This is a genomic window from Vibrio kyushuensis (assembly GCF_050337325.1).
In the GTDB taxonomy this organism is placed as follows: Bacteria; Pseudomonadota; Gammaproteobacteria; order Enterobacterales; family Vibrionaceae; genus Vibrio; species Vibrio kyushuensis.
The window spans coordinates 121,990-145,201 of the sequence record NZ_JAKJSV010000009.1 but is presented as its reverse complement, the minus strand read 5'-3'; the positions used below and the strand labels follow the sequence as shown (position 1 = coordinate 145,201).

Below are 23,212 nucleotides of genomic sequence, written 5' to 3'. Positions count from 1 at the left end.
GATAGACGAAAAAATGCCGCTGTTTATTAATAAACAGCGGCATTTTTGTATCTAAAGCAAGCAGATTCTTAAACCAAATATTCAAAATAGTTGCTGCTGTAGCAAGGCAACAAGCGAAGCTTACCCTAGGAGCATAGTAAACTATGTGACTAGGGAAGCTGAGCGTAGTTAACGCAGCTACAGTATCAAATATGAAGAATATTAGTGTTCGCGAGTCGCTCGGAATTCAATATCAGGAAAACGCTCTTTCGCTAAGTTCAAGTTCACCATCGTTGGTGCAACGTAAGATAAATTATCACCACCATCCAAAGCTAGATTCGCTTGGCTCTTACGCTTAAATTCTTCAAGCTTCTTATCATCATCACACTCAACCCAACGAGCCGTTGCAACGTTCACACTTTCGTAAATCGCTTCAACGTTATATTCAGATTTCAGACGAGCAACAACCACATCAAACTGTAGAACACCTACCGCGCCAACAATTAGGTCATTATTTTGCAGTGGACGGAATACTTGTACAGCGCCCTCTTCAGATAACTGAACTAACCCTTTTAGAAGCTGCTTTTGCTTCAATGGATCACGAAGGCGAATACGACGGAACAGTTCAGGAGCAAAGTTAGGAATCCCCGAGAACTTCAGGTTTTCACCTTGAGTGAAGGTATCACCAATCTGAATCTTACCGTGGTTATGCAGACCGATAATATCACCCGCGTATGCCGTTTCAGCACGAGAGCGATCGCCTGCCATAAACGTTACGGCATCTGAAATACTGACACTCTTACCAGTACGAACATGATTCATCTTCATACCTTGATTGTAAGTGCCCGACACTATGCGCATGAAGGCAATGCGGTCACGGTGTTTAGGATCCATGTTTGCTTGAATCTTAAATACGAAGCCTGAGAACTTCTCTTCAGTCGCGACAACTTCACGCTCATTAGCTTGACGAGTTTGAGGACCTGGAGCCCACTCTGTTAGACCATCTAGCATATGATCCACACCGAAGTTACCCAGTGCTGTACCAAAGTAGACAGGCGTTAACTCACCCGCTAAGAAAAGCTCTTGGTCGAACTCTGGGCATGCACCCATAACCAGTTCAATCTCTTCACGAACACTTTCAGCAAGATCAGCACCGACAGCTTCATCAAGCTCAGGGTTATCTAGACCTTTGATCGTGCGAACTTCCTGAATCTCATGACCATGACCTGATTCATACAAAATCGTCTCATCACGGTGAATGTGATAAACACCTTTGAACTCTTTACCACAACCAATTGGCCATGAAATCGGAGCACAAGCCATACCCAGCTCGCTTTCAACTTCATCGAGTACTTCCATTGGGTCACGAACATCACGGTCAAGTTTGTTCATAAAGGTAACGATAGGCGTATCGCGCAGACGAGTAACTTCCATCAGTTTGCGAGTACGATCTTCGACACCTTTCGCCGCATCAATCACCATCAAGCAAGAATCAACCGCTGTTAACGTTCGGTAGGTATCTTCTGAGAAGTCTTCGTGCCCTGGAGTATCTAGAAGGTTAACCAAACACTCATTGTATGGAAACTGCATTACTGAGGTTGTTACCGAGATGCCACGCTCTTTTTCCATCTCCATCCAGTCTGATTTTGCATGCTGGTTAGAGCCACGACCTTTTACCGTTCCCGCTTTTTGAATAGCGTTTCCGAACAACAATACTTTTTCAGTAATGGTGGTTTTACCCGCATCCGGGTGAGAGATAATAGCGAACGTTCTACGTTTAGAAACTTCACCAATAAATGGAGTATTTGACATGAAAAGGTCTTCTTTTGGGCTAGTGAGCTAAGGTGACAAAGAAACAGTGCCGAGCTAGCAGTTCGATTCAATTTTGCGCGATATTCTCGCTTATATTTGCACTTTGAGCAACTAAAGCCCGACTACAGGCACGATTAATTCCTTTCAATGCGCTTTGTTGTTAATTTATCGATGATTATGGGCTATAACTAAGTAAGTAGGTGGAACTTAAAGTAGCTATGTATAAATCCAAACAGATAAATTCTCTCGCATTTCGTCAAGCAAAAACCGTATTTCTAGTATCTGTGATACTGGGGCTCTGTTTTAGTTTTTATCATATATTGGTTGACCTTCATAAAGAACAAACGCGTATTGAAGAACACTACCAATTCAAACTACTACAAAATTACTCAAATGCCAGCCAGGCCGCTTACCATCTCAATCACTTACTTGCAGAGCAAGTCGCTTCAAGCCTGATGATGGACGATGCCATTTATAGAGTTGAAATTATTGATGATTTCGGCGATACCTTAACGGAAAACGAACGCCATATAGTCTCACAAAGCTCTCTTATTGAAGTGTTATCTGATTACTTAACGCCGACAGCTCCCATATATAAATCAGCGCTACACCAACCTAATTCAAAGCTAATCGTTGGCGAATTAAGTTTCTCTGTTAACGGAACCAATATTGCGAAAGACTTTTTAACCAAGATGACTCAGGCCATTTTGTTTGACTTGATTCGAAACATACTGCTGACCACGATTTTGCTGGCTTTTTTCTATTACAAACTCTCTAAGCCAATTGTCACTTTAATTACATGGGTTAAGTCGCTGCAAGATAAAGACAGTTCAGTCCCGATTCCCGCCCAAAAACACCACGACGAACTCGGAGAGCTTGCGGTTTCTTTTCATAATTTATGGCAACAACGAGAAGCCGCTGAAGCTCAATTAAATAAGTTAGCCTACTACGACACGCTAACGGGGTTGGCAAATCGAGCGCTATTGCTACAAACATTGAGTGACTATATCGACGAAGCAAATAGAACAAACTCAACAGGTGTGTTGTTCTACCTAGATCTTGATCGCTTTAAAACCATCAATGATTCATTGGGCCACACGATTGGGGATAACTTACTCAAAGCGATTTCTAAACGGTTAGAAGCTTGGCTAAAAGAAGATTATATCGCTGCAAGAATTGGTGGTGATGAGTTTGTCATTTTAATTCCTCACCTCACCACAGACAAAGCCGCTGATATCGCGAAACAGCTATTGGCGTTGATTTCCAACCCCTACTCTATTGATGAACACCAACTATATTGTACCGTCACCATTGGTATCTCCGTCTTCCCTTCGGTAGGCAGTACCAATATCGATGTCCTGCGCCAAGCAGATACGGCTTTATATCGAGCAAAAGGTTCAGGTAGAAATAACTACATGTTTTATGAACCTGAAATGCAGGCTCAGGTCGAGTCTTTTCTGGAAATTGAAAAAGGTCTTCATGAGGCTCTGAATAAGGACCAGCTTGAACTCTACTATCAACCTCAAGTGAATGAGAAACATCAAATTGTCGGCGTAGAAGCGCTAATCCGTTGGAATCATCCAGAGAGAGGCTTGCTACCGCCGGGCGTGTTTATGCCTATCGCAGAAGAGACGGGGCAAATCCTACCTATCGGTGATTGGATCATCGAGCAGGCTTGTTATCAATACTCAATTTGGAAAAAACAGGGCGTGCTGCCTAGTACTTTTCGCCGCCTTGCCATTAACATCAGTCCTCTGCAGTTTTCTAAAGACTCTTTTGTCGAACACATCACTCAAGCGCTTTCTCAATCAGGCATTACTGGTGAACACCTAGAGCTTGAAATAACAGAGAGCTTATTACTGGAAAACGTAGAAAGTGCCATTCAAAAGATGGCATTACTTAAAGAGCATCAGCTAAAAATATCCATTGATGATTTTGGGACTGGTTACTCATCACTGCGATATCTAAAGCTACTTTCAGCTGATGTACTTAAAATTGATCGCTCATTTGTGACTAAATTGCATCTAGATGAAAGTGATCAGGCCATCGTCGACACCATAGTGATGACAGCGAGACGATTGAATTTGGAAGTGATTGCGGAAGGAGTGGAAGATCAATATGAACTGCATGCGCTAAAGCAATTGGGGTGTGACCAGTTCCAAGGTTATTTATTTGATAAGCCACTACCTGCATCTGAAGTGGTTAGTCGATTTGAGAAGAACCTATACCAAGTGCCTGAAAGAGAGGTCAAGGAACACGTTGTTAAAGCGCTCCCTAAATAACCGGATTGAATCTTATAAGAACAGATAGCTCATGATAATGGCATCTTCCTTACCTTTATCGGTTGGATAATAATTTACGCGTCGATCGAGTTCATTAAACCCTGCCGACTCATACAGCTGATATGCTTTCTTATTACTTTCTCTCACTTCAAGCCAAGCACTCTCAGCATTTACTTTTTCACACATTTCTAAAAAGAACTCTGTTAGCTCTTTACCGTAGCCTTTTCCTTGCGACTTAGGATCGACGGCAATATTGAGTAGTGTCACTTCACCGACTATATTCTGCGCGTAAAAATAGCCTACAACCTGCTTATCCACCAGCATCACATGATGGCACGCTCCACGACTATTCACATCACGGATCATGGATTCAGCCCACGGATGAGAATGAGCACTCTGCTCAATTGAAAAAACAGACGTTAGGTGAGACTCGTTAAGAGGGATAATTTCAAACATTTATATCATTACTCGTAAGAACAAATTTGCTGCCAAAGTGCTCTTCGGTGCTCATTGTGGCCATTAATTGATGAAAGGAGTGGTGATTCTAATTTTTTAGCTGTGATGGCGCCCTCTACAGACGCCTCACCCGCATACCAGATCCAAGTAAGCTGATGCTCACCTAAAGATGCTAATTGCTCAGGGTAGATGTGCAGCGCTTGATCTAACGAAAGCTTAATACTTTTGAGTACACGTTCGAACATCACGGCTAACTCACCACTTGGTCGCTCACAGGAAACCAACAACAACTTACAACTAGATGGTAAGTTAAAGTGAGGCGATTGATAGCCTTCTATCCGCTCAGGATGACTTAACTGCCAAGTGTCGATTCCCATTTCCTGCAAATATTGAAGTTCAGTTTGTGACATTGACAGTAACCTGCGAAACGTAAAAACGCGTCGATCCTAACAAATATAACCAATAAAGAAAGCGCTTAATCTAGCTCACTAAATTCAGGACAATATTCAATCAAACCAGAGCGCGACGCTAATTGCCCGTCCGCAAGCTCAACTATTTGAAACGCCCCTTCAGGCACGTCCCATTGGCAATGAAAACCGTGTTGGCTAGCACTTACAAAACCAAAACGAGAGTAGTAACTAGGATCACCCAGCACCACACATACCGGGTATCCAAACTCAAGTAGCGAAGAGAGCCCTTCTTTCACTAAAGATTCAGCAATGCCTTGATTGCGATACTCTTCTTTTACACAGACTGGAGCTAAGCCCTGCCAGTGATGATCTTCGCCTTCAACGACAATTGGGCTAAACATTGCGTGGGCAATCACTTCGCCTTCATCGGTGCAGGCCACTAACGAAAGCGTTAGATGACTATTCTCACGAAGTTTCATGACCAGATTCGCTTCAGCTTCTGTATCAAAGGCTGATTTGACTAAACGGTCAATTGGTAAAATATCAACTGGAGCTTCAGTTCGTATAAGCATTGGCTACCTCATTATTGCTCACAGATGCTTGAACACCTTTTTGTACAAAGTCTGCTAACTGCGCTAAAACAAGCTGCATCGGCTTAGGCAAAAGTTCTAAATCAACGCTATCCATTAAGTTCTTTACTTCCAAACCCAGCTCAGTATCGCCTTCAATAGAAAGTCTGCGTTGGAAAAATAGTGTATCTGGGTCTTCTTTTCGCCCTGCAATAAGAACTAGGTCGTTAAGGTCTCCAGAAAAGCTCACATCTTCGGTGACTGGATTATCCGCAACAATTAATTTCTCTTGCTGATAACTGATATACCAACACAGTTCCATATCGCGAACTTCAACCTTTAACCACTTATCTTCTAAAAACTCAAAATCACCATCTTCAAGCGCTTCTTTAAAGACCGCTTTCATTGCTTCTAGTAAGGCTTTTTTTTGAACAATTTGAGGCAAAAAGTGGACTGGGGATCGCAAAATTGATGCTGCATTTTGAACTAGTTGAGTACGAATCTTGTTTATCACGCGTGTTATCCGTTACTTTGTAAATATAATGTTTCATCATAATTGATGTACTGGTACAGATTCCTGTTATGTGTCAAAAAACTCAACATTGTGTTTTTTACTTTATATAGCATTAAAGCTTTATATAAAACAAAAGCTTTATAGCGAGCAGAAGCTTTTACATATAAGGAATCACGGGTATAGTTAATGTATCGTCTCATGTTTCACGACATCTGTGAAACTCTAAACGCAATGGAGAGTTGGTAGTTATTGATGCCTGCGCAACAATTACAGCACTGGTTTGAAAAAATCACACTACACAGCCCTTTCTTTTTTGCCGTCTTAGACGAGCAGCATAGCTACAGTATGGTCAATGAGCGGTACTGTGACATTGCAGGCCTTTCGTTAAACGAACTCACTGGTATGAATGATACTCAAATTCTTGGGAGTCATTTTTATCAGCACATCAAACCTTATTATGACCGAGCCTTTAAAGGCGAAACACTTGAAGCAGAAATAACGCTTCATGAGATAGATGTTGATACCAGCTTACACTTCAGCTTATCCCCTATCATCAATGGTAATAAGGTTGAGCAAATTGTTTTTCATGCTATCGATACGTCTGAAAAACAGATCTTAATTCGCTCTCTCGAAGAGTCGGAAAGTAAATACTCAACACTTGCATCACTTCTTCCTGACGGACTGCTTCTCGTGGAAGACGACTGTATTATCTCTGCTAACCCATCGGCTATTCGTTTGCTGGGGATGAATTCAACCGCAGACCTGCTAGGCGAAGACCTTACTCGACTGTTTGTTGATGAAAAAAGTAAAACCGTATTTAACACCCCTTTAAGCACGCTCATTGCCGACGCTCCATTTATTTGTCTTACCGGACCTCGTTGCGGCTTAGAGAGAAAAGTACAACTTCATGCTGACTCCACTATTGTGCTCGGCAATAAATCACAATTGGTGTTGATTCAAGACGCTGAAAGCGCTTCCAAGCAGCTTTCTAGCTCTTCACAAGAAGATGCACATATCGATACGTTGACGGGATCGTTCAATCGCTTTGGTTTTACCAAACGTTTAGAGCAGTTCATTCAAAATGAAACACCACTCATCATGCTCTATCTCGATATCGATAACTTCAAAAACATTAACGACTCTTTAGGTCATCACATTGGCGATAAGGTCATTAAAGAAGTTTCTTCTCGTCTAAAGCGCTTATTGCCTCAACAAGCCATTCTTGGCCATTTAGGTGGCGATGAATTTGGTTTGATTTTGCCTCAACCTGAAAACAATCGAATGGCGGAGATCCTAGCTGAACGAATTATTGGTCTAATTAATCAACCCTTTGATCTTCACCACTTTAGTAAGCGCCTATCATGCTCAATTGGTAGCGTTGCCTACCCTGGTGATGGTAACGATGCACGGATCTTACTGCAAAATGCTGATACTGCGATGTACGAAGCGAAAGATCGTGGTCGAAATCGTTTGATTAAATTTAATGATCAGATGAACAAAGAAGCTCGGATGAGATTATGGCTAGAGATCGAACTACAAAAAGCACTCCAGCAAAATGGCTTAGAGGTTTGGTATCAACCTAAGGTTAATGCCCGTGATTTTAGCATCAACGGCGCTGAAGCTTTAATACGCTGGAAGCACCCGGTAGAGGGCTATATCAGCCCATCTTCCTTCATTCCTGTTGCTGAAAAAGCCGGGCTAATTGAGCATCTAGGTCGAGTAGTCATGCGTGAAGTATTCGCCACGGTAAAACGCTGGAAGCTTCAAGGTATTTTACCGGGTCGAGTGGCGATCAATTTATCTCCTGAGCAGTTTGGAAACCCTAAATTGATTGATTATATGGAGAAACTACTCCGTTCAACCGATCTTGATCCTAACTGTATTACCTTTGAGCTGACAGAAAGCGCCGTAATGAGTGACAGTGAGCATACGATTCAAATGCTCAACGCCATCAAGAAGCTAGGCTTTTCACTCTCAATCGATGACTTTGGTACTGGCTACTCATCTCTCTCTTATTTGGCTCGCTTCCCTATCGATGAGCTTAAAATAGATCGCGCTTTCATCAGTGATATAGACACCCTACCAAAACAGATTACTGTTATTGAAAACATCATCAATCTTGGTAAATCATTAGATTTGTCTGTGGTTGCAGAAGGTGTCGAAACACAGCAGCAAGCGACACTCCTGTCTAATCTCAATTGCCATTCAATACAAGGATTCCATTTCTATCGCCCTCAACCAAAGCAAGAAGTTGAAGAGCTCTTTGTCCAGAATCGTCGACATAAAAGTTAACCTCTGATCTCGCTACCCCCATTTAGCTATTTGTCACTAATTGCTCATTGAAACCTGATTTATTCACCGAAACCTGCCTTACATCAAATTCGCTATTCATAATTCTTCATAAAATGCGGTCACTTTGAAAAAATTGGTACTGAGCAATGGAACTCCTATGCCCAGCAGGTAATTTGCCTGCACTCAAAACGGCCATCGATTGTGGTGCTGATGCGGTATATATTGGCTTTAAAGATGATACGAATGCGCGTCATTTTGCAGGTCTTAACTTTGCCGGAAAAAAATTAGATAAAGCGGTGCAATATGTTCACGACCGCAGTAAAAAAATTCATGTCGCACTAAATACTTTTGCACACCCTAATGGGTTTGAGCGTTGGACGAGTGCCGTCGATAATGCCGCGGCTTTGGGTGTCGATGCGCTAATTGTTGCCGATATTGCAGTTCTTGAATACGCGGCTAATAAATACCCTGATCTTGAATTACATTTGTCGGTTCAAGCGTCTGCCACTAACGTAGCCGCCATCAATTTCTATCAGCAAAACTTCAACGTGAAGCGTGTTGTTCTGCCACGTGTTTTATCCATTCATCAGGTTAAACAGCTATCCCGTAACATCCCTCAAGGCGTTGAACTTGAAGTGTTCGCTTTTGGCAGCCTGTGTATCATGGCTGAAGGGCGTTGCTACCTATCGTCGTACATGACAGGTGAATCACCAAATACAGTAGGGGCCTGCTCCCCAGCTAAATACGTACGTTGGCAAGAGACCGATTCTGGCCTAGAGTCTCGTTTAAATGAGATCCTTATTGATAAATATGCTGCGGGTGAAAACGCGGGCTACCCTACATTATGCAAAGGCAGATTTGAAGCCGATGTTGACGGTGAGCGTAAGCTTTATCACGCGCTAGAAGAGCCAACCAGTTTAAATACTTTATCGATGTTACCAGAGCTTTTTGCTGCGAATGTCGCTTCGGTAAAGATTGAAGGTCGACAGCGTAGCCCTGCTTATGTAGAACAGGTGACTCGCACATGGAGAGCAGCGATTGATCGCTACCTTGCCAATCCTGAAGCCTACCAAGTTGAAGCCGCTTGGAACGCAGCACTTGCCAACGTTTCAGAAGGTACTCAAACGACGTTGGGTGCATACCACCGTAAGTGGCAATAGAGCCTCAGTTATGGAGAACAGTATGGAAAACACTATGAAATATGCACTAGGTCCTCTCCTTTATTTCTGGCCAAAACAAGACGTTGACAGTTTTTATCAACAGGCGAAAGAGAGCTCTTCGGACATCATTTACCTTGGAGAGGCCGTCTGCTCTAAGCGTCGTGAAATGAAAGCTGCCCACTGGTTTGATATTGCCAAAGAGCTAACAGGCAGTGGTAAGCAGGTTATACTATCCACAATGGCTCTGTTGGAAGCGCCGAGCGAAGTCAATGTGATGAAACGATATATTGATAACGGAGATTTTGCGATTGAAGCGAATGATGTCTCTGCAATACAGCTTGCGCATGAACACAAAACCCCTTTCGTTGTTGGCCCGGCAGTGAATACTTATAATGCGCACACGCTGAAGCTGTTCTTAAAACAGGGCATGATTCGTTGGTGTATGCCGGTTGAACTATCAAGAGATTGGCTAAACAACGTTCTTACTCAGTGTGATGATATTGGCATAAGAAATCAGTTTGAAGTGGAAGTCTTTAGTCACGGTTACTTGCCTCTCGCTTACTCCGCACGGTGCTTTACAGCCCGCGCAGAAAACAAGGCAAAGGATGATTGTGAAACTTGCTGTATTAAGTATCCAACTGGTATGCAGGTAGACAGCCAAGAAGGCCAAACGGTATTTAACCTAAACGGCATTCAGACACAATCAGGGTATTGTTATAACTTGATCAATGACTTACCAAGTATGAAAGGGTTAGTTGATGTGGTGCGTTTAAGCCCTCTTGGTCTAGACACATTTAGCGATGTCGATCAGTTCAGAGCAAACGAACACGGTCAGAAGCCGCAGACTATTCAAGATAAACAGTGCAATGGTTACTGGCATCAATTAGCAGGACTTGATGTGAAAAATATCTGATTAGCGTCCTTGCCAATCAAAAATAAATTCAAAGGTTTAGCTTATGTTAAACCTTTTTTATGTTTGCTCCTTACGCTTGAACCATGTCACTTTGCTGGTGTTCAAACTGTTTAAGGTCTCTTAATAACATGACAATCACGACTAGGCTAAGTGCGATATTAGACAGAGGATAAGCAATCCAAACTCCATCTATTCCCCACATCTTCGGCAAGAAGTATAAAAATGGCAGCTGAATGAGCATATTTCCTATCGTCACAAACATCGCCTTACTGCCTCGGTTGACGGCCTGATAATATGCGGCGGTCACCACTAAGAACCCATCTAAAAACAGAGCAAACAGGTGTAAACGAATACCCAATACAGCCGCTTCGATAAGTTCATTATCAGCTGAATTGAATATCATCACCGTTTGATATGGAAACAGATTGAGTAGTGCCATAAACGCGATACCGCCAAGAACGGAGGTAGCCATTGCTATTTTCAAGAGCTTACGCATATTATCGAATTTCTTAGCGCCAAAATTATAGCTCACTAAAGGCTGCATTCCGTTGGCTACCCCTTCAACCGTTAGATAATAAACAGTGACGATATAACCTAATACGGCATAAGCACCTATGTACATCACACTGCCATATTGAGTAAATAGAACATTGTGCAAAGCAACCATCATCGAACCATAAGCGTACATAAAAAAGCTCGATGCACCTATAAAGAGAATCTTGGGTAACGCATCCCATCGCATGACCAAGCAAGTCGCTGTCAATCGAACCTTTGCACGTTTTGAGAAGAAGTAAGCCAAGCCCAATACAGTAACAATTGCCTGAGCGATACCAGTGGCGACAGCTGCTCCCAATAATGCCCAATCAAGCCACGCAATGAATACAAAATCTAAAACGATATTGATTAACGCACCAATGATCATCAAGATTGTCGCCAAATTCGGACTGTCATCATTTCTAAGCAAGAATGGCATCGCGATTGACCCTAGCGTAAAGACGCTCGTCACAATCAAAACGTCTAGATACTGGATACCAAGCGCTAATACATTGCCAGATCCACCTTGTAACAGCAGAAAGTCGTCAGATAAAAACCATAAACTGACCGAGACAATTGGCGCAAGAGAAAATAAGGCAAGCAGCCCAGTTGCGAGTACTTGTTTTGCCTCTAATGCCTTTTTTTCACCTTGCTTAATAGATACAAAAGCGCCAGTCCCGACACCAATCATCATCCCTAAACCCATGATGGTTCCGATAACGGGCCACGCTAGGTTAATACTTGCTAATCCATCTGCGCCAACATAGTGACCAATGAATATTCCATCAACAACTTGATACAAACCATTGACCAGCATTGCGGCTACGGTAGGGATCGTATAACGCCAGAACTGACGGTATATGCTGTTACTCATAATGACTTCTCACTGAATTTTTATATATTTAAGGAAGCACGTGTTCATTAACACGAGCCAATCTCATTTAGTTAACATAGCTAACTAAATAATTAAATGTTTATTTAAGCGCTTTTTTTAGAAGGCTATTTAATTGCTCTACTTGTTCATTGGATAAATTCAGCTCTAGTTTTTGTGCCATGACTTCATACACTCGACTTTCATCCTCTAACCCAACAATTGCCTTCTCTGTTAATATGACCCGTTTTGAACGCGCATCCTCAGGGCAGCTTAAGCGCTGAACCAAATCTTTTCTCTCTAGCCGTTTAACCATGTTGGTCGCTGAAGGTTTAGAGACTTGCATCTCGCTGGCAAGATCCGTTAATCGAATCGCTTCTTTTGAAGATTGAATCACCTTCAAATAGTCGTATTCGTTAAAGCTCAGCTGACCAATAGGGTCGGCTTTGCTCTGTACTCGCCATATTTTCGAAGCAAATCGTTCAATTTTTTCTAGGTTATCACTTAGCACAGTCGAAGCCACTTAGTTAGCAAGGCTAACTATAATAATGCATAATTTATAAAAGACAATAAAAAACCGCTTTTTACTCGACACTACTTTCAGTAGCTACAGTAAAAAACGGTTCTATTTAGAGCGTATTGGACGTTCGGTTATTGATCGCTCTTAGCTTGCTGTTCGGCCTGTTTCTCTGTTTCAGCTTCAAGCTTCGCCTTGGCTAACTGTTCGGCTTTAACTTGATTGTAAATACGGCTCAGTTCTAAGAATGAATAGCGGTGCTCAACATACTCAAAAACATTGCCAGCTAATGCTAGCTTGTACAAAGAGATAGCACTTGCAAAATCACCGTCTTGTTGGTGACGCTTCGCCATATAGAAGTAAACTTCAGTCAGTCGCTGAGCTAGTAACGTGTTGTCTCGCGTGCCAACTAAGATCGCTTTAAATGCGTTTTCTTCTGAAATTTCATTGAGTGTTAAACCGACGAGAACCCAGCCCCACTCTTCACTACGAGCATCATATCGAGTTTTCAGGTCTGCTTTTGCAACTTCATAATCTAATTCAGACTGGATAATGTAAAGCCAAAGTGCGCCAAATGGATCACTCGTATCACGTTCAAAGTGCTGAGACATTTCTTCAAACGCTAAATCAATACGTCCACCATAATATAACGCTATAGCACGATTGCGTTCCGCATAAGAGTTATCAGGATCCAGTTCCAAAGTAGAGTCAAATGCTTCGTAGGCTGCATCGAACTCACCCACTTGAGTAAAGTAGACACCCAGTAAGTTAAAGATATCTGGTTGTGCAGGGTTTAATGAAAGTGATTGATTGAAATCCAATCGAGCTAAATCACGTAAGCCAACACTGTCATAGTAGTTGCCACGTTCATAATGCATTTTAGCTCTTACTTCATCTTTTAAATCAGCACGTTGAAGAAGCTGAGTTAAACGAGCAATTTGAACTTCTTGCTGGACACTTGCCTGCAGAGGCACCGCCATAGGTGGATAAATCCACTGTTCTTGATCAGTTGTAGAGGTAGATGCACAACCCGCTGTTACCAACAAAATTGCACTGATAGTGGCGCTACGAAACCATTTCACAAATAGATACTCCTGTCGCCCAACATGAATTTGCTGGAATTTAGATAATAAAAAAGGGAGCGATAATGCTCCCTTTATAACATGCTTTATACTCAATAGGTTAAATTACCTAGTTAAGTATAGCGAATTACTCAGCGTCAGTTGCTGGAGTTTCTTCAGCAGGCTTATCTACCGCTTCTTTCATGCTTAGACGTACACGGCCTTGACGGTCGATTTCAAGAACTTTAACTTTTACTTCTTGACCTTCAGTCAGGTAATCAGACACTTTCTCGATACGCTTGTCAGCGATTTGAGAAATGTGTACTAGACCATCTTTACCAGGAAGAATAGTAACGAAAGCACCGAAGTCAGCTAGACGTGCAACTTTACCTGTGTAGATAGTACCAACTTCAACTTCAGCAGTAAGTGCTTTGATGCGGTTGATTGCGTCGTCAGCTTGCTCACCAGACGTTGCAGCGATCTTAACTGTACCGTCGTCTTCGATTTCGATTGTTGTACCAGTCTCTTCACAAAGAGCACGGATAACTGCGCCACCTTTACCGATTACATCACGGATCTTATCAGTGTTGATTTTCAGCGTGTGGATACGTGGAGCAAATTCAGAGATATCATCACGAGCACCACCAAGCGCTTCATCCATAACAGTAAGGATGTGCTTACGCGCACCTTGTGCTTGGTTTAGAGCGATCTGCATGATCTCTTTAGTGATACCTTCGATCTTGATGTCCATTTGAAGTGCAGTAATACCTTCGTTAGTACCTGCTACTTTAAAGTCCATGTCACCTAGGTGATCTTCGTCGCCAAGGATGTCAGAAAGAACAACGAAATCGTCGCCTTCTTTAACAAGACCCATTGCAATACCTGCAACAGAAGCTTTGATTGGAACACCAGCATCCATAAGCGCTAGAGATGTACCACATACAGAAGCCATTGAAGAAGAACCGTTAGATTCAGTGATTTCCGATACAACACGTACTGTGTATGGGAATTCTTCAATTGAAGGCATAACCGCAGCAATACCGCGCTTAGCTAGTTTACCGTGGCCGATTTCACGACGCTTAGGAGAACCAACGAAACCAGTCTCACCTACACAGTATGGAGGGAAGTTGTAGTGTAGAAGGAAGTGATCTTTCTTCTCACCCATTAGGCTATCGATAATTTGTGCATCACGTTGTGTACCAAGCGTTGCAGTAACAAGTGCTTGAGTTTCACCACGAGTGAATAGAGAAGAACCGTGTGTACGTGGAAGAACGCCAGTACGTACATCTAGTGCACGAACCATGTCTTTTTCACGGCCATCGATACGTGGGTTACCAGCAATGATGCGGCTACGTACAACGTTTTTCTCTAGAGAACCAAGCATGCCGCGGATTTCGCGCTCGTCCAGTTCTTCGTTTTGTGAAACTAGAGCAGCAACTGCTTCGTTCTTAATTGCGCCAACTTGCTCGTAGCGAGCCATCTTTTCAGTAATTTGGTAAGCTTCAGAAAGACGAGTTTCAGCAAGCTCAGCAACTTGTGCTTTAAGCTCTGCGTTTACTTCTGGCGCTGTCCAGTTCCAAGAAGGAGTTGCAACTTCAGCAGCAAACTCGTTGATCGCTTTGATTACTACTTGTTGTTGGTCGTGACCGTAAACAACAGCAGAAAGCATCTCTTCTTCTGAAAGGTTATCAGCTTCAGATTCAACCATAAGTACCGCGCCTTCAGTACCAGATACAACAAGATCCAGTTTAGAGCTTTCAAGCTCAGTGTTTGAAGGGTTAAGTACTAGTTGACCATCAACGTGACCAACACGTGCAGCACCGATAGGACCATTGAATGGTGCACCAGAGATAGCAAGAGCTGCAGACGTTGCGATCATAGTGATCATGTCTGGATTTACGTCTGGGTTGATAGACACAACCGTAGCGATAACCTGAACTTCGTTTTTAAACGCACTTGGGAAAAGTGGACGAATTGGACGGTCAATTAGACGTGCTGTTAGTGTCTCAGCTTCTGAAGGACGACCTTCACGCTTGAAGAAACCACCAGGGATTTTACCAGCAGCGTATGTACGCTCTTGGTAGTTAACTGTTAGCGGGAAGAAGTCTTGACCTGCAACCGCTTCTTTTTTAGCAACAACAGAAACGAATACTGATGTATCGTCCATAGTCGCCATTACAGCAGCAGTAGCTTGACGTGCGATAACGCCAGTTTCTAGAGTAACTGTGTGATTGCCGTATTGAAACGACTTTACAACTGGTTTTTCAAACATTATATATCCTTGATCTAAAGAGTAACTTTAGAATAAGTAAGTGACAGTTCAAGAGATTACCAATCGCGACTAGTGAAAAGAGACTAAGGGTAATAGTTGATTAACCTAATCGCTTTTGAATAGTCGCGACCAATAGGCCGACATCTGTGACTGTAATTCTTGAACAATTTTATCTGCCAAATGCGAGAGCATTACAGGCGAGGCGTAGTATAAACCATATGAGTGGTGTTTTGCTATTCCCCTTTTCTCTGACCGAAAATAAATAAGCTATCACCGAGAATAAATGGGGATTGAGTTGGAATAAATGCGCAAGGGAAGTTTAAAAACAAGAAGGTAAAGACAAGATATAACAAAAGCAGTAAATCGCAGGCAACAAAAAAGGGGCATATAGCCCCTTTCTAAACAAACTTTCTATGCAGCTACTATTAGCGACGTAGACCTTGACGTTTGATTAGATCTTGGTAACGAGCTAGGTCTTTGCCTTTCAAGTAATCAAGAAGTTTACGACGGCTAGATACCATGCGTAGAAGACCACGGCGGCTGTGGTGATCGCCTTTGTGAGCTTTGAAGTGACCTTGAAGGTGGTTGATAGAAGCAGTAAGTAGTGCTACTTGAACTTCTGGTGAACCAGTGTCGCCTTCAGATTGTGCGTATTCTGCAACGATTGCTGCTTTAGTTTCTGCATTCAGAGACATAATGCTCTCCTAATAAGAGTAGGTTTGTAGTTGTAGCAGCCAATCTCTGATTCAGCCACTACGCGAAGCGCGGATTATAGGGGAATCTCAGAACTATGGCAACTGAATATGGTAACTTGAATTTGCCCACACCCTCACCCTATCGCTTAAAGATTATTTGCGTCGAATTTTTTCATGTTAAACTTAGGCTTAACACCTTTAATTAATTTACTAGGAACAAACATGAAAATCGGCATCATTGGCGCAATGGAACAAGAAGTAAGCATCCTAAAGCAAGCCATTACGAACTGCAAAGAAGTCAGCAAAGCTGGCTGTACTTTCTTCTCTGGTGAATTAAACGGTGTTGATGTAGTTGTTTTACAATCAGGTATTGGTAAAGTAGCCGCTGCTATTGGCACAACAGTATTACTTGATGAATATCAACCAGATGTTGTAATTAATACAGGCTCTGCCGGTGGTTTTGATTCAACGCTTAACCTTGGCGATGTGGTTATTTCAACAGAAGTTCGCCATCATGACGCTGATGTAACTGCATTTGGTTATGAAATTGGTCAAATGGCTGGTCAACCTGCCGCTTTCACCGCAGACCAAAAATTAATGGATATCGCAGAGCAAGCGCTGACACAAATGGAAGATAAGCATGCCGTTCGTGGCCTAATTTGCACTGGCGATGCGTTCGTTTGTAGCGCTGAGCGCCAAGAGTTCATTCGCAAGCATTTCCCATCAGTAATTGCTGTTGAAATGGAAGCGTCTGCAATTGCACAAACTTGTCATCAGTTTAACGTTCCATTTGTTGTTGTGCGTGCTATTTCGGATGTGGCCGATAAAGAGTCACCAATGAGTTTTGAAGAGTTTTTACCATTAGCAGCGCAAAGCTCATCAGAAATGGTAATTAAAATGGTGCAACTGCTTAAGTAGTAAATTGAAGAGTCACTGACGCTAGAGTAATTAACGACAAATATCATGGAAGAAATTTTTAGTCAGCTATATTCAAATGGAACGCTCCTCGTTATGTGGGGAGCATTGCTATTTCATCTAATTATCCCCATTCCCAGAGAAGCTCACCCAGTCACGTTATGGCATAAATTCGCCGAGCAACTGGCTGACAAAGTGAATATCAACAGCAATTACTCTCAAAGTCTTATTTCCGGTACTTTGGCTTGGCTGTTAATGGTTATACCGACTCTGCTGGTCCTTTGGGCGTTAAAGCCGCTAGTTTGGCAACCGCAACTGTTTGAACTTGCTTTATTACTCTTAGCAATAGACTGGCGAAGTAATGAAAAACTGGCGAATGGATTAACCAAAGCATTGGCGCATGATGATAAAGCAGGGGCAAGAACATTACTCTCTCCTGTACTTAATCGAGACACCAGCAGCTTATCAGCCTTAGGGTTAGGGAAAGCAGGTGCTGAGACCATTATTATGGGCTACGGTCGTAATGTCGTATGCGTTCTTTTTTGGTTTGCCATTGCTGGAGGCGGAGGGGCGTTGGTGTATCGTTTATCCGCAGAATTAGCTAGGGCTTGGTCACCGTCTCGCTTAACCTTTTCACCATTTGGAATCACTGTTACTCGAGCCGTTGCTGTACTGGATTTTATTCCTTTGCGTCTATTCGCACTGTTTATTGTCTGCGGAAACAAAGCAACCTATACATTCAAAGCTATGCTAACTCAAAGTTCATCATGGCCACTACCGGGGCCAGCATGGTTACTGTCTTCGGTTGGAAACAAGCTTGAACTCTCGCTCGGTGGCCCAGCCATTTATGAAAAACGCAAAAGTGTACGAGCTAAAATAGGCGGGCGTATAGCCCCTGCTGCTATCCACTTATCTCAGATCCAGACTCTCATTGCATGGCGTGTATTTGCTTGGGTCCTTATTCAAAGCACCGTTCTTTTTATCATTTATCAAGGGTTTTAAATGCCTCGCTTCATTTTTGTTTTACTGCACCTCGCTTCTGGCTCTTTATTTTCTCTATCCGTACAAGCGACAACAATCGATTCAACTCCCGTAGAGCGCATTATCTCTTTGGCACCACACGCAACTGAAATAGCTTTCGCCGCAGGCCTTGGCGATAAGCTTATTGCAGTCAGTGCCATGAGTGATTACCCCGAATCAGTCCAAAGCCTTGAAAAAGTCGCTAACTATCAAGGTATGAAGCTTGAAAGAATCATTGCACTTCAACCCGACCTCATTATTGCTTGGCCATCAGGAAACCCGCAAAAAGAGTTAGAGATGCTTGAACGATTTGGCTTTAATATCTACTACTCAACGACGTCAACCCTTGATGATATTGCTGACAATATCGAACAGCTAAGTCACTACAGCGACAACCCTGAATACGGTTATCATCAAGCTAAAGAATTTCGTAAGCGACTCACTGAGTTATCGAATAAATACCAAGTAGATGAGCCTGTTCGCTATTTTTATCAGCTCAGCGAAAAACCGATCATTACCGTGGCCCAGGGACACTGGCCTAGTGAGGTCTTCTCATTTTGTGGTGGAGTAAATATATTTGAGAAGAGCCCAACGTCATACCCTCAAGTTGGTATTGAACAAGTCGTTGTCGCTCAACCAGAAGCACTGTTTTTATCTGAGCACGCAATGAGCGATGGCAATATGTGGCTAAAATGGCAAGAGCAACTGCCTGCAATTAAAAATGAGTCGGTTTGGACACTTCAATCTGACTGGTTAAATCGACCAACACCAAGAACACTTTTGGCTATCGAACAAGTATGCGAACACTTACAGTCAATTCGAGAAAAACGCTAACGTTTTGATGGAGAATTACGTACAATTTCGGCCTGAAATTTTCCACACTAAATAAGAGTAATCTGTAACATGGACTCCATGGCGCTTTATCTATTTGATCTATTTGGCACCGCCATTTTCGCTATCTCTGGCGTGCTACTGGCTGGGCGACTAAAAATGGATCCTTTTGGTGTGATTGTACTAGGAAGTGTGACCGCAATTGGTGGCGGTACCATCCGTGATATGGCCTTAGGTGCTACGCCCGTTTTTTGGATTACCGATACCACCTACCTTTGGGTCATCTTTATTACCTGTCTCATTACCATGTTGATTGTTCGTCGACCAAAACGACTCGCTTGGTGGATCTTGCCCGTTTGCGATGCTATTGGTTTGGCTGTATTCGTTGGCATTGGTGTTGAAAAATCGTTGATGTACCAAGATTCAGCTATGGTTGCTGTCATCATGGGAGTGATCACCGGCTGCGGAGGTGGCATTATTCGCGATATGCTCGCCCGTGAAGTCCCTATGGTACTTAGAAGTGAGGTATACGCAACGGCTTGTATTGTTGGCGGTATTATCCATACCATGGCTTTATTGATGGGTCTCGACACCACGACCGCCTTCCTTGCTGGATTGGGCTGCACCCTAATCATTCGTCTCGGTGCGATCCGCTGGCACTTATCTCTACCTACTTTTGCGTTAGGTAAATAATTCACAGTTCATAAACTCTTTGAATAAAGCAAAAAAGACGGTATCAGCGCTAGTCCGATACCGTCAAAGTGATTAGCTTAATAGGAGATTATTATGCTTATCTTTGTTAAACCTTTTGTTGTTAATAGATGTATTATCAAAAGCTACAGAGAACGAGTGACCTCGTAGGCATCCCAAATCGCCGTCATAATCGTACGTGCTTGTTTGCTGTCACCGATGTTGTAGATGTTTTCTACATCTAGGTTCGTCTCTAACTCTTTAAACATATCGTTTTCTGCACGGTAACCAATAGCTACGATAACGTGGTCTGCTGCTATAGCTTCAATCTCATCTGCTTTATCCGCAGGGTGCAACTCAACACCTGAATCCGTAATCTGTGACAAGAAGGTTGAAGTCTTCACCGTCACTTTCTCTTTCACTAACAGCTCTTTCATCATTAAGTAATTAGCGAAACATGTCCCGTGTGGGCCACCGATGATGTCATCTGCTGCATCAACAAGTGTTACCGTCTTACCTTCTTGAGCCATCCATAGAGCCGCTTCCGCGCCTACAAGGCCCGCACCAATAACCGTTACGTTCTGACCGGTGATTTTTTCTGGGTGCATCAACATATCTTCAGCGATGATCACGTGAGACTTATCAATACCTTTAATGCTTTGTGGTACAACAGGACGAGAGCCCGTCGCGAAGATCACCGTATCTGGTTTTTCAGCATTGATTACATCAACATTTGCAGCTGTATTCATACGAACATCAACATTCTTACGCTTCATCTCGCCTTCATACCAGCTTAGAAGTGTCGCATCATCGTGTTTAAATGGTGCTTGGCTACCAGGAATTACATTGCCACCTAAGCGATCGGACTTTTCAAACAGAACCACTTCGTGACCACGGTCCGCAGCTGTACGTGCCGCTTCCATACCACCAACACCACCACCAATAACCACAAGCTTCTGCTTTTTGTATAGCGGCTCTGGCTTGTACTCTTCTTCACGACCACATTGAGGGTTCACTGCGCATGATACGTTACCAACTTCTGCCATGCGGCCTAAACAACCTAGGTGACACGATAAACATGGACGAACTTCTTCAGGGCGACCACGACGAATCTTATTCACGATCTCAGGATCTGCTAATAATGGACGACCTAAAGAGATATTTTGCGCCACACCTTCGTTTACAGCGCGTGAAGCCATGTTTGGTTCATCCATACGACCAGCCATGATTACAGGCACATCAACCACTTCAGCGACTGCTTTACAATATGGCTTATACATACCCGGTTTGAAGTAGTTTGGCGGGTGGTTCCAATACCACGCATCATAAGTACCGGCATCAACGTTCAATGCGTCACAACCTGCTTCTACAAGGTACTTCGCTGCTTTTAGGCCTTCATCTAAATCACGACCCACTTCTTTTGCTTCTTCACCAGGAAGGATCCCTTGACCGAAGCCTTTGGTATTACTTTTTACTGAGTAACGAAGTGTGATAGCAAAATCATCGCCACATACATGACGTATGCCCTTAATGATCTCTACAGCAAAGCGGTAACGGTTTTCAAATGAACCACCGTATTGGTCAGTACGCTTATTAAAGAACTCGAGTGTAAACTGATCCAGTAAATAGCCTTCGTGTACTGCGTGAACTTCTACACCGTCAAAGCCTGCTTTTTTCATAATTGCAGCAGTTTGAATGAACTGACGGATGTAGTACTGAACTTCTTCTGTCGTCAATTCACGGTGAATGATGGAAGGATCAAAACGGTTTGGACACTCTGAAGGAGCAACTGCTTTCCCTGGAGGCGTAAAGCCAGGGATCATTGAACGACCCCAGCCTGCTGTGATCTGACCGATGATCTTAGCGCCGTGGCTGTGGACACGTTCACACATCTCTTTTGCACTACGCAGGTAAGCCGTAGGGTTTAAAGTTGGGCAAGGAAGAGAAGGCATTGGCAATGGCTCTAACTCGTTCTCTGCCATATGGATACCGGTAATGATAAGACCAACACCGCCTTTCGCACGTGCAACGTAGTAATCAATACCACGTTTGTTGTATGCGCCATCACCATCTACTAAACCCAACGTCCCCATAGGTGCCATTGAGTATCGGTTTTTCAATTCCATTGGGCCAATTTTGTTTGGCTCAAATAGTACTCGATGTTCTTGTTTCATCATCTTGTTATTACCCTAATATTTAATATGGCTGTTAACCAAAAACTGCCGCTATTAGAACAATAATCAAAAAATGAAAGCTGACATTTTGAGACATTATAATGACTAATCAAGACATCGAAACATTGCCTGATTTAGATCAGTTTTATCTTTTACCCAATCATTACCGATAATCTGAAGGTGCATTGCCGGTCCATCGTCTAAATGCTCTAGAAAATGCCGTCACATCCGAGAACCCAAGGTTTTCGGCGATAATTGAAATACTTAGATTACTTTTACTTAACATACCGAGTGCTTTTTCGAGCTTATAGTTATCTAATACCACACGATAATGAGTGCTAACTTCATTCAATTTACGATTAAGTGTCCGAGCCGTCATACCCATATTTTGAGACACAAAATTAACATTTGCCAATGAGAGATCATTCAAGCTATCAAGTGTCTTTCTCACCCGCAATACAATATTGTTTGTACTAAGTTCCGTCATCTGCTCCCGCAATAGAACCATGTTTACTCGGTGAATATCTTGCTCAGATGTTTTCAACGGTGTGAACATTCCCTTTCGCTGAAAAATAATTTTCCGAGATATATAGCCAGATTGAAAATGACAAGAGAAAGTCTGCTCAACCACTTTAAAGCTTACTGAATTTTCACTAAATAAAGAGTCTAGTTGAACCTCAACCCCCTCTAGTTGAGAGCGGCAAGTCCGGTTCAATAGAGTCAAGAGCATTGCCACATACAGTAAAATACCTCGATTAGTAACGTAACCGTCCTTATCTCCTACTTCATTCGTTACAAACCATATTTCAATACTCCCTTGACGGCTTTCATAGAACTGCAAATCAATGGGCATACCTAAGACAACACAATAGTCACAAGCGACTTTAAGTAAGGTATACAGATCTGGCGCTGTCCAAAGAGCAAGGCTGTAACTACCAAAAGTAAGCGGATCAATGTAGTTCGAGACGGCTATTGGTAACTTATGATCGTGTGACTCATTCTGCAGTTCAAAATAATATTGCCTAGCTTTTCGAACATCCATATAGCGCCCCTCAATCGCATCAATATCAAATACGAAAGCACTAAGATGATCACGCCGATAGCTATCCAGTAACTTGAACCAGCCGGAGTGAACTAAATACTTAGAACGGGTTGCTATTATTGAAGAGGAAGTCATCAAGTCGTCTCTGGTATTACAGGCAGGTGTAATTAAAGCATAAAAAAACCCGCTCTAGTGAGCGGGTT

General features: G+C 42.8%; 20 protein-coding genes. 8 read left to right on the top strand and 12 right to left on the bottom strand.

The annotated features are described in order from the left end of the window. Positions 1-201: 201 nt before the first annotated feature. The gene (gene prfC, locus L4D20_RS19545; RefSeq protein WP_428803262.1) at positions 202-1,791 is read right to left on the bottom strand and encodes a peptide chain release factor 3; all 1,590 of its coding nucleotides are present in this window, start codon (positions 1,789-1,791) and stop codon (positions 202-204) included. A gap of 218 nt (positions 1,792-2,009) precedes the next feature. Between prfC and L4D20_RS19540 the strand changes: the two genes are divergently transcribed. Continuing rightward, the gene (locus L4D20_RS19540; RefSeq protein WP_428803315.1) at positions 2,010-4,073 is read left to right on the top strand and encodes an EAL domain-containing protein; all 2,064 of its coding nucleotides are present in this window, start codon (positions 2,010-2,012) and stop codon (positions 4,071-4,073) included. A gap of 12 nt (positions 4,074-4,085) precedes the next feature. On the opposite strand, the gene rimI is transcribed toward L4D20_RS19540, so the two are convergent. From rimI to ubiT, 4 genes are all read right to left on the bottom strand, one after another. Then, complete coding sequence (gene rimI / locus L4D20_RS19535; RefSeq protein ID WP_428803261.1) at positions 4,086-4,529, bottom strand: ribosomal protein S18-alanine N-acetyltransferase; 444 nt, start codon at positions 4,527-4,529, stop codon at positions 4,086-4,088. Positions 4,530-4,537: 8 nt separating this feature from the next. Next, on the bottom strand, positions 4,538-4,939 hold the full coding sequence (locus L4D20_RS19530; protein WP_428803260.1) for a DNA polymerase III subunit psi: 402 nt from the start codon (positions 4,937-4,939) through the stop codon (positions 4,538-4,540). Positions 4,940-5,004: 65 nt separating this feature from the next. After that, positions 5,005-5,511 (bottom strand): GNAT family N-acetyltransferase, encoded by a 507-nt coding sequence (locus L4D20_RS19525; protein WP_428803259.1) that lies wholly within the window; start codon positions 5,509-5,511, stop codon positions 5,005-5,007. Next, positions 5,495-6,022, bottom strand: coding sequence for a ubiquinone anaerobic biosynthesis accessory factor UbiT (ubiT, locus tag L4D20_RS19520; protein ID WP_428803258.1), 528 nt, complete (start codon positions 6,020-6,022; stop codon positions 5,495-5,497). Before ubiT ends, L4D20_RS19525 begins: the two co-directional genes overlap by 17 nt. Before the next feature lie 252 nt (positions 6,023-6,274). On the opposite strand from ubiT, the gene L4D20_RS19515 reads away from it, so the two are divergent. The 3 genes from L4D20_RS19515 to L4D20_RS19505 all read left to right on the top strand — a co-directional run bounded on the left by L4D20_RS19515 (position 6,275) and on the right by L4D20_RS19505 (position 10,387). Beyond that, on the top strand, positions 6,275-8,314 hold the full coding sequence (locus tag L4D20_RS19515) for an EAL domain-containing protein (RefSeq protein ID WP_428803257.1): 2,040 nt from the start codon (positions 6,275-6,277) through the stop codon (positions 8,312-8,314). 146 nt (positions 8,315-8,460) lie between these two features. Next, the gene (gene ubiU / locus L4D20_RS19510) at positions 8,461-9,474 is read left to right on the top strand and encodes a ubiquinone anaerobic biosynthesis protein UbiU (protein ID WP_428803256.1); all 1,014 of its coding nucleotides are present in this window, start codon (positions 8,461-8,463) and stop codon (positions 9,472-9,474) included. Between the two features lie 34 nt (positions 9,475-9,508). After that, the gene (locus tag L4D20_RS19505; RefSeq protein WP_428803314.1) at positions 9,509-10,387 is read left to right on the top strand and encodes a U32 family peptidase; all 879 of its coding nucleotides are present in this window, start codon (positions 9,509-9,511) and stop codon (positions 10,385-10,387) included. 70 nt (positions 10,388-10,457) lie between these two features. Here L4D20_RS19505 and L4D20_RS19500 read toward each other — a convergent pair whose 3' ends face one another. The 5 genes from L4D20_RS19500 to rpsO form a co-directional block, all read right to left on the bottom strand. After that, positions 10,458-11,795 (bottom strand): MATE family efflux transporter, encoded by a 1,338-nt coding sequence (locus tag L4D20_RS19500; RefSeq protein WP_428803255.1) that lies wholly within the window; start codon positions 11,793-11,795, stop codon positions 10,458-10,460. A 100-nt stretch (positions 11,796-11,895) separates the two neighbouring features. Beyond that, positions 11,896-12,303: a MarR family winged helix-turn-helix transcriptional regulator gene (locus tag L4D20_RS19495; RefSeq protein WP_428803254.1), complete on the bottom strand. Its 408-nt coding sequence runs from the start codon at positions 12,301-12,303 to the stop codon at positions 11,896-11,898. 140 nt (positions 12,304-12,443) lie between these two features. Next, positions 12,444-13,391 carry a lipoprotein NlpI gene (gene nlpI, locus L4D20_RS19490; protein WP_428803253.1) on the bottom strand — a complete coding sequence of 316 codons (948 nt, stop codon included), beginning with the start codon at positions 13,389-13,391 and terminating at the stop codon, positions 12,444-12,446. A gap of 127 nt (positions 13,392-13,518) precedes the next feature. Beyond that, positions 13,519-15,642 (bottom strand): polyribonucleotide nucleotidyltransferase, encoded by a 2,124-nt coding sequence (gene pnp / locus L4D20_RS19485; RefSeq protein WP_428803252.1) that lies wholly within the window; start codon positions 15,640-15,642, stop codon positions 13,519-13,521. 425 nt (positions 15,643-16,067) lie between these two features. Then, entirely contained in the window at positions 16,068-16,337 is a 270-nt protein-coding gene (gene rpsO, locus L4D20_RS19480; RefSeq protein WP_017035498.1) for a 30S ribosomal protein S15, read from the bottom strand. A gap of 222 nt (positions 16,338-16,559) precedes the next feature. Between rpsO and mtnN the strand changes: the two genes are divergently transcribed. The 4 genes from mtnN to L4D20_RS19460 all read left to right on the top strand — a co-directional run bounded on the left by mtnN (position 16,560) and on the right by L4D20_RS19460 (position 19,796). Continuing rightward, positions 16,560-17,255, top strand: coding sequence for a 5'-methylthioadenosine/S-adenosylhomocysteine nucleosidase (gene mtnN, locus L4D20_RS19475; protein ID WP_428803251.1), 696 nt, complete (start codon positions 16,560-16,562; stop codon positions 17,253-17,255). A gap of 45 nt (positions 17,256-17,300) precedes the next feature. After that, positions 17,301-18,254 carry a cobalamin biosynthesis family protein gene (locus L4D20_RS19470; protein ID WP_428803250.1) on the top strand — a complete coding sequence of 318 codons (954 nt, stop codon included), beginning with the start codon at positions 17,301-17,303 and terminating at the stop codon, positions 18,252-18,254. Further along, positions 18,255-19,106 carry a vitamin B12 ABC transporter substrate-binding protein BtuF gene (gene btuF / locus L4D20_RS19465; protein ID WP_428803249.1) on the top strand — a complete coding sequence of 284 codons (852 nt, stop codon included), beginning with the start codon at positions 18,255-18,257 and terminating at the stop codon, positions 19,104-19,106. It begins immediately after the preceding gene. A gap of 69 nt (positions 19,107-19,175) precedes the next feature. Continuing rightward, the gene (locus L4D20_RS19460; protein WP_428803248.1) at positions 19,176-19,796 is read left to right on the top strand and encodes a TRIC cation channel family protein; all 621 of its coding nucleotides are present in this window, start codon (positions 19,176-19,178) and stop codon (positions 19,794-19,796) included. A gap of 143 nt (positions 19,797-19,939) precedes the next feature. On the opposite strand, the gene L4D20_RS19455 is transcribed toward L4D20_RS19460, so the two are convergent. Then, positions 19,940-21,970, bottom strand: a complete 2,031-nt coding sequence (locus L4D20_RS19455) for an oxidoreductase (RefSeq protein ID WP_428803247.1) — start codon at positions 21,968-21,970, stop codon at positions 19,940-19,942. Positions 21,971-22,130: 160 nt separating this feature from the next. Continuing rightward, positions 22,131-23,144 carry a helix-turn-helix domain-containing protein gene (locus L4D20_RS19450; RefSeq protein WP_428803246.1) on the bottom strand — a complete coding sequence of 338 codons (1,014 nt, stop codon included), beginning with the start codon at positions 23,142-23,144 and terminating at the stop codon, positions 22,131-22,133. Between the last annotated feature and the right edge of the window lie 68 nt (positions 23,145-23,212).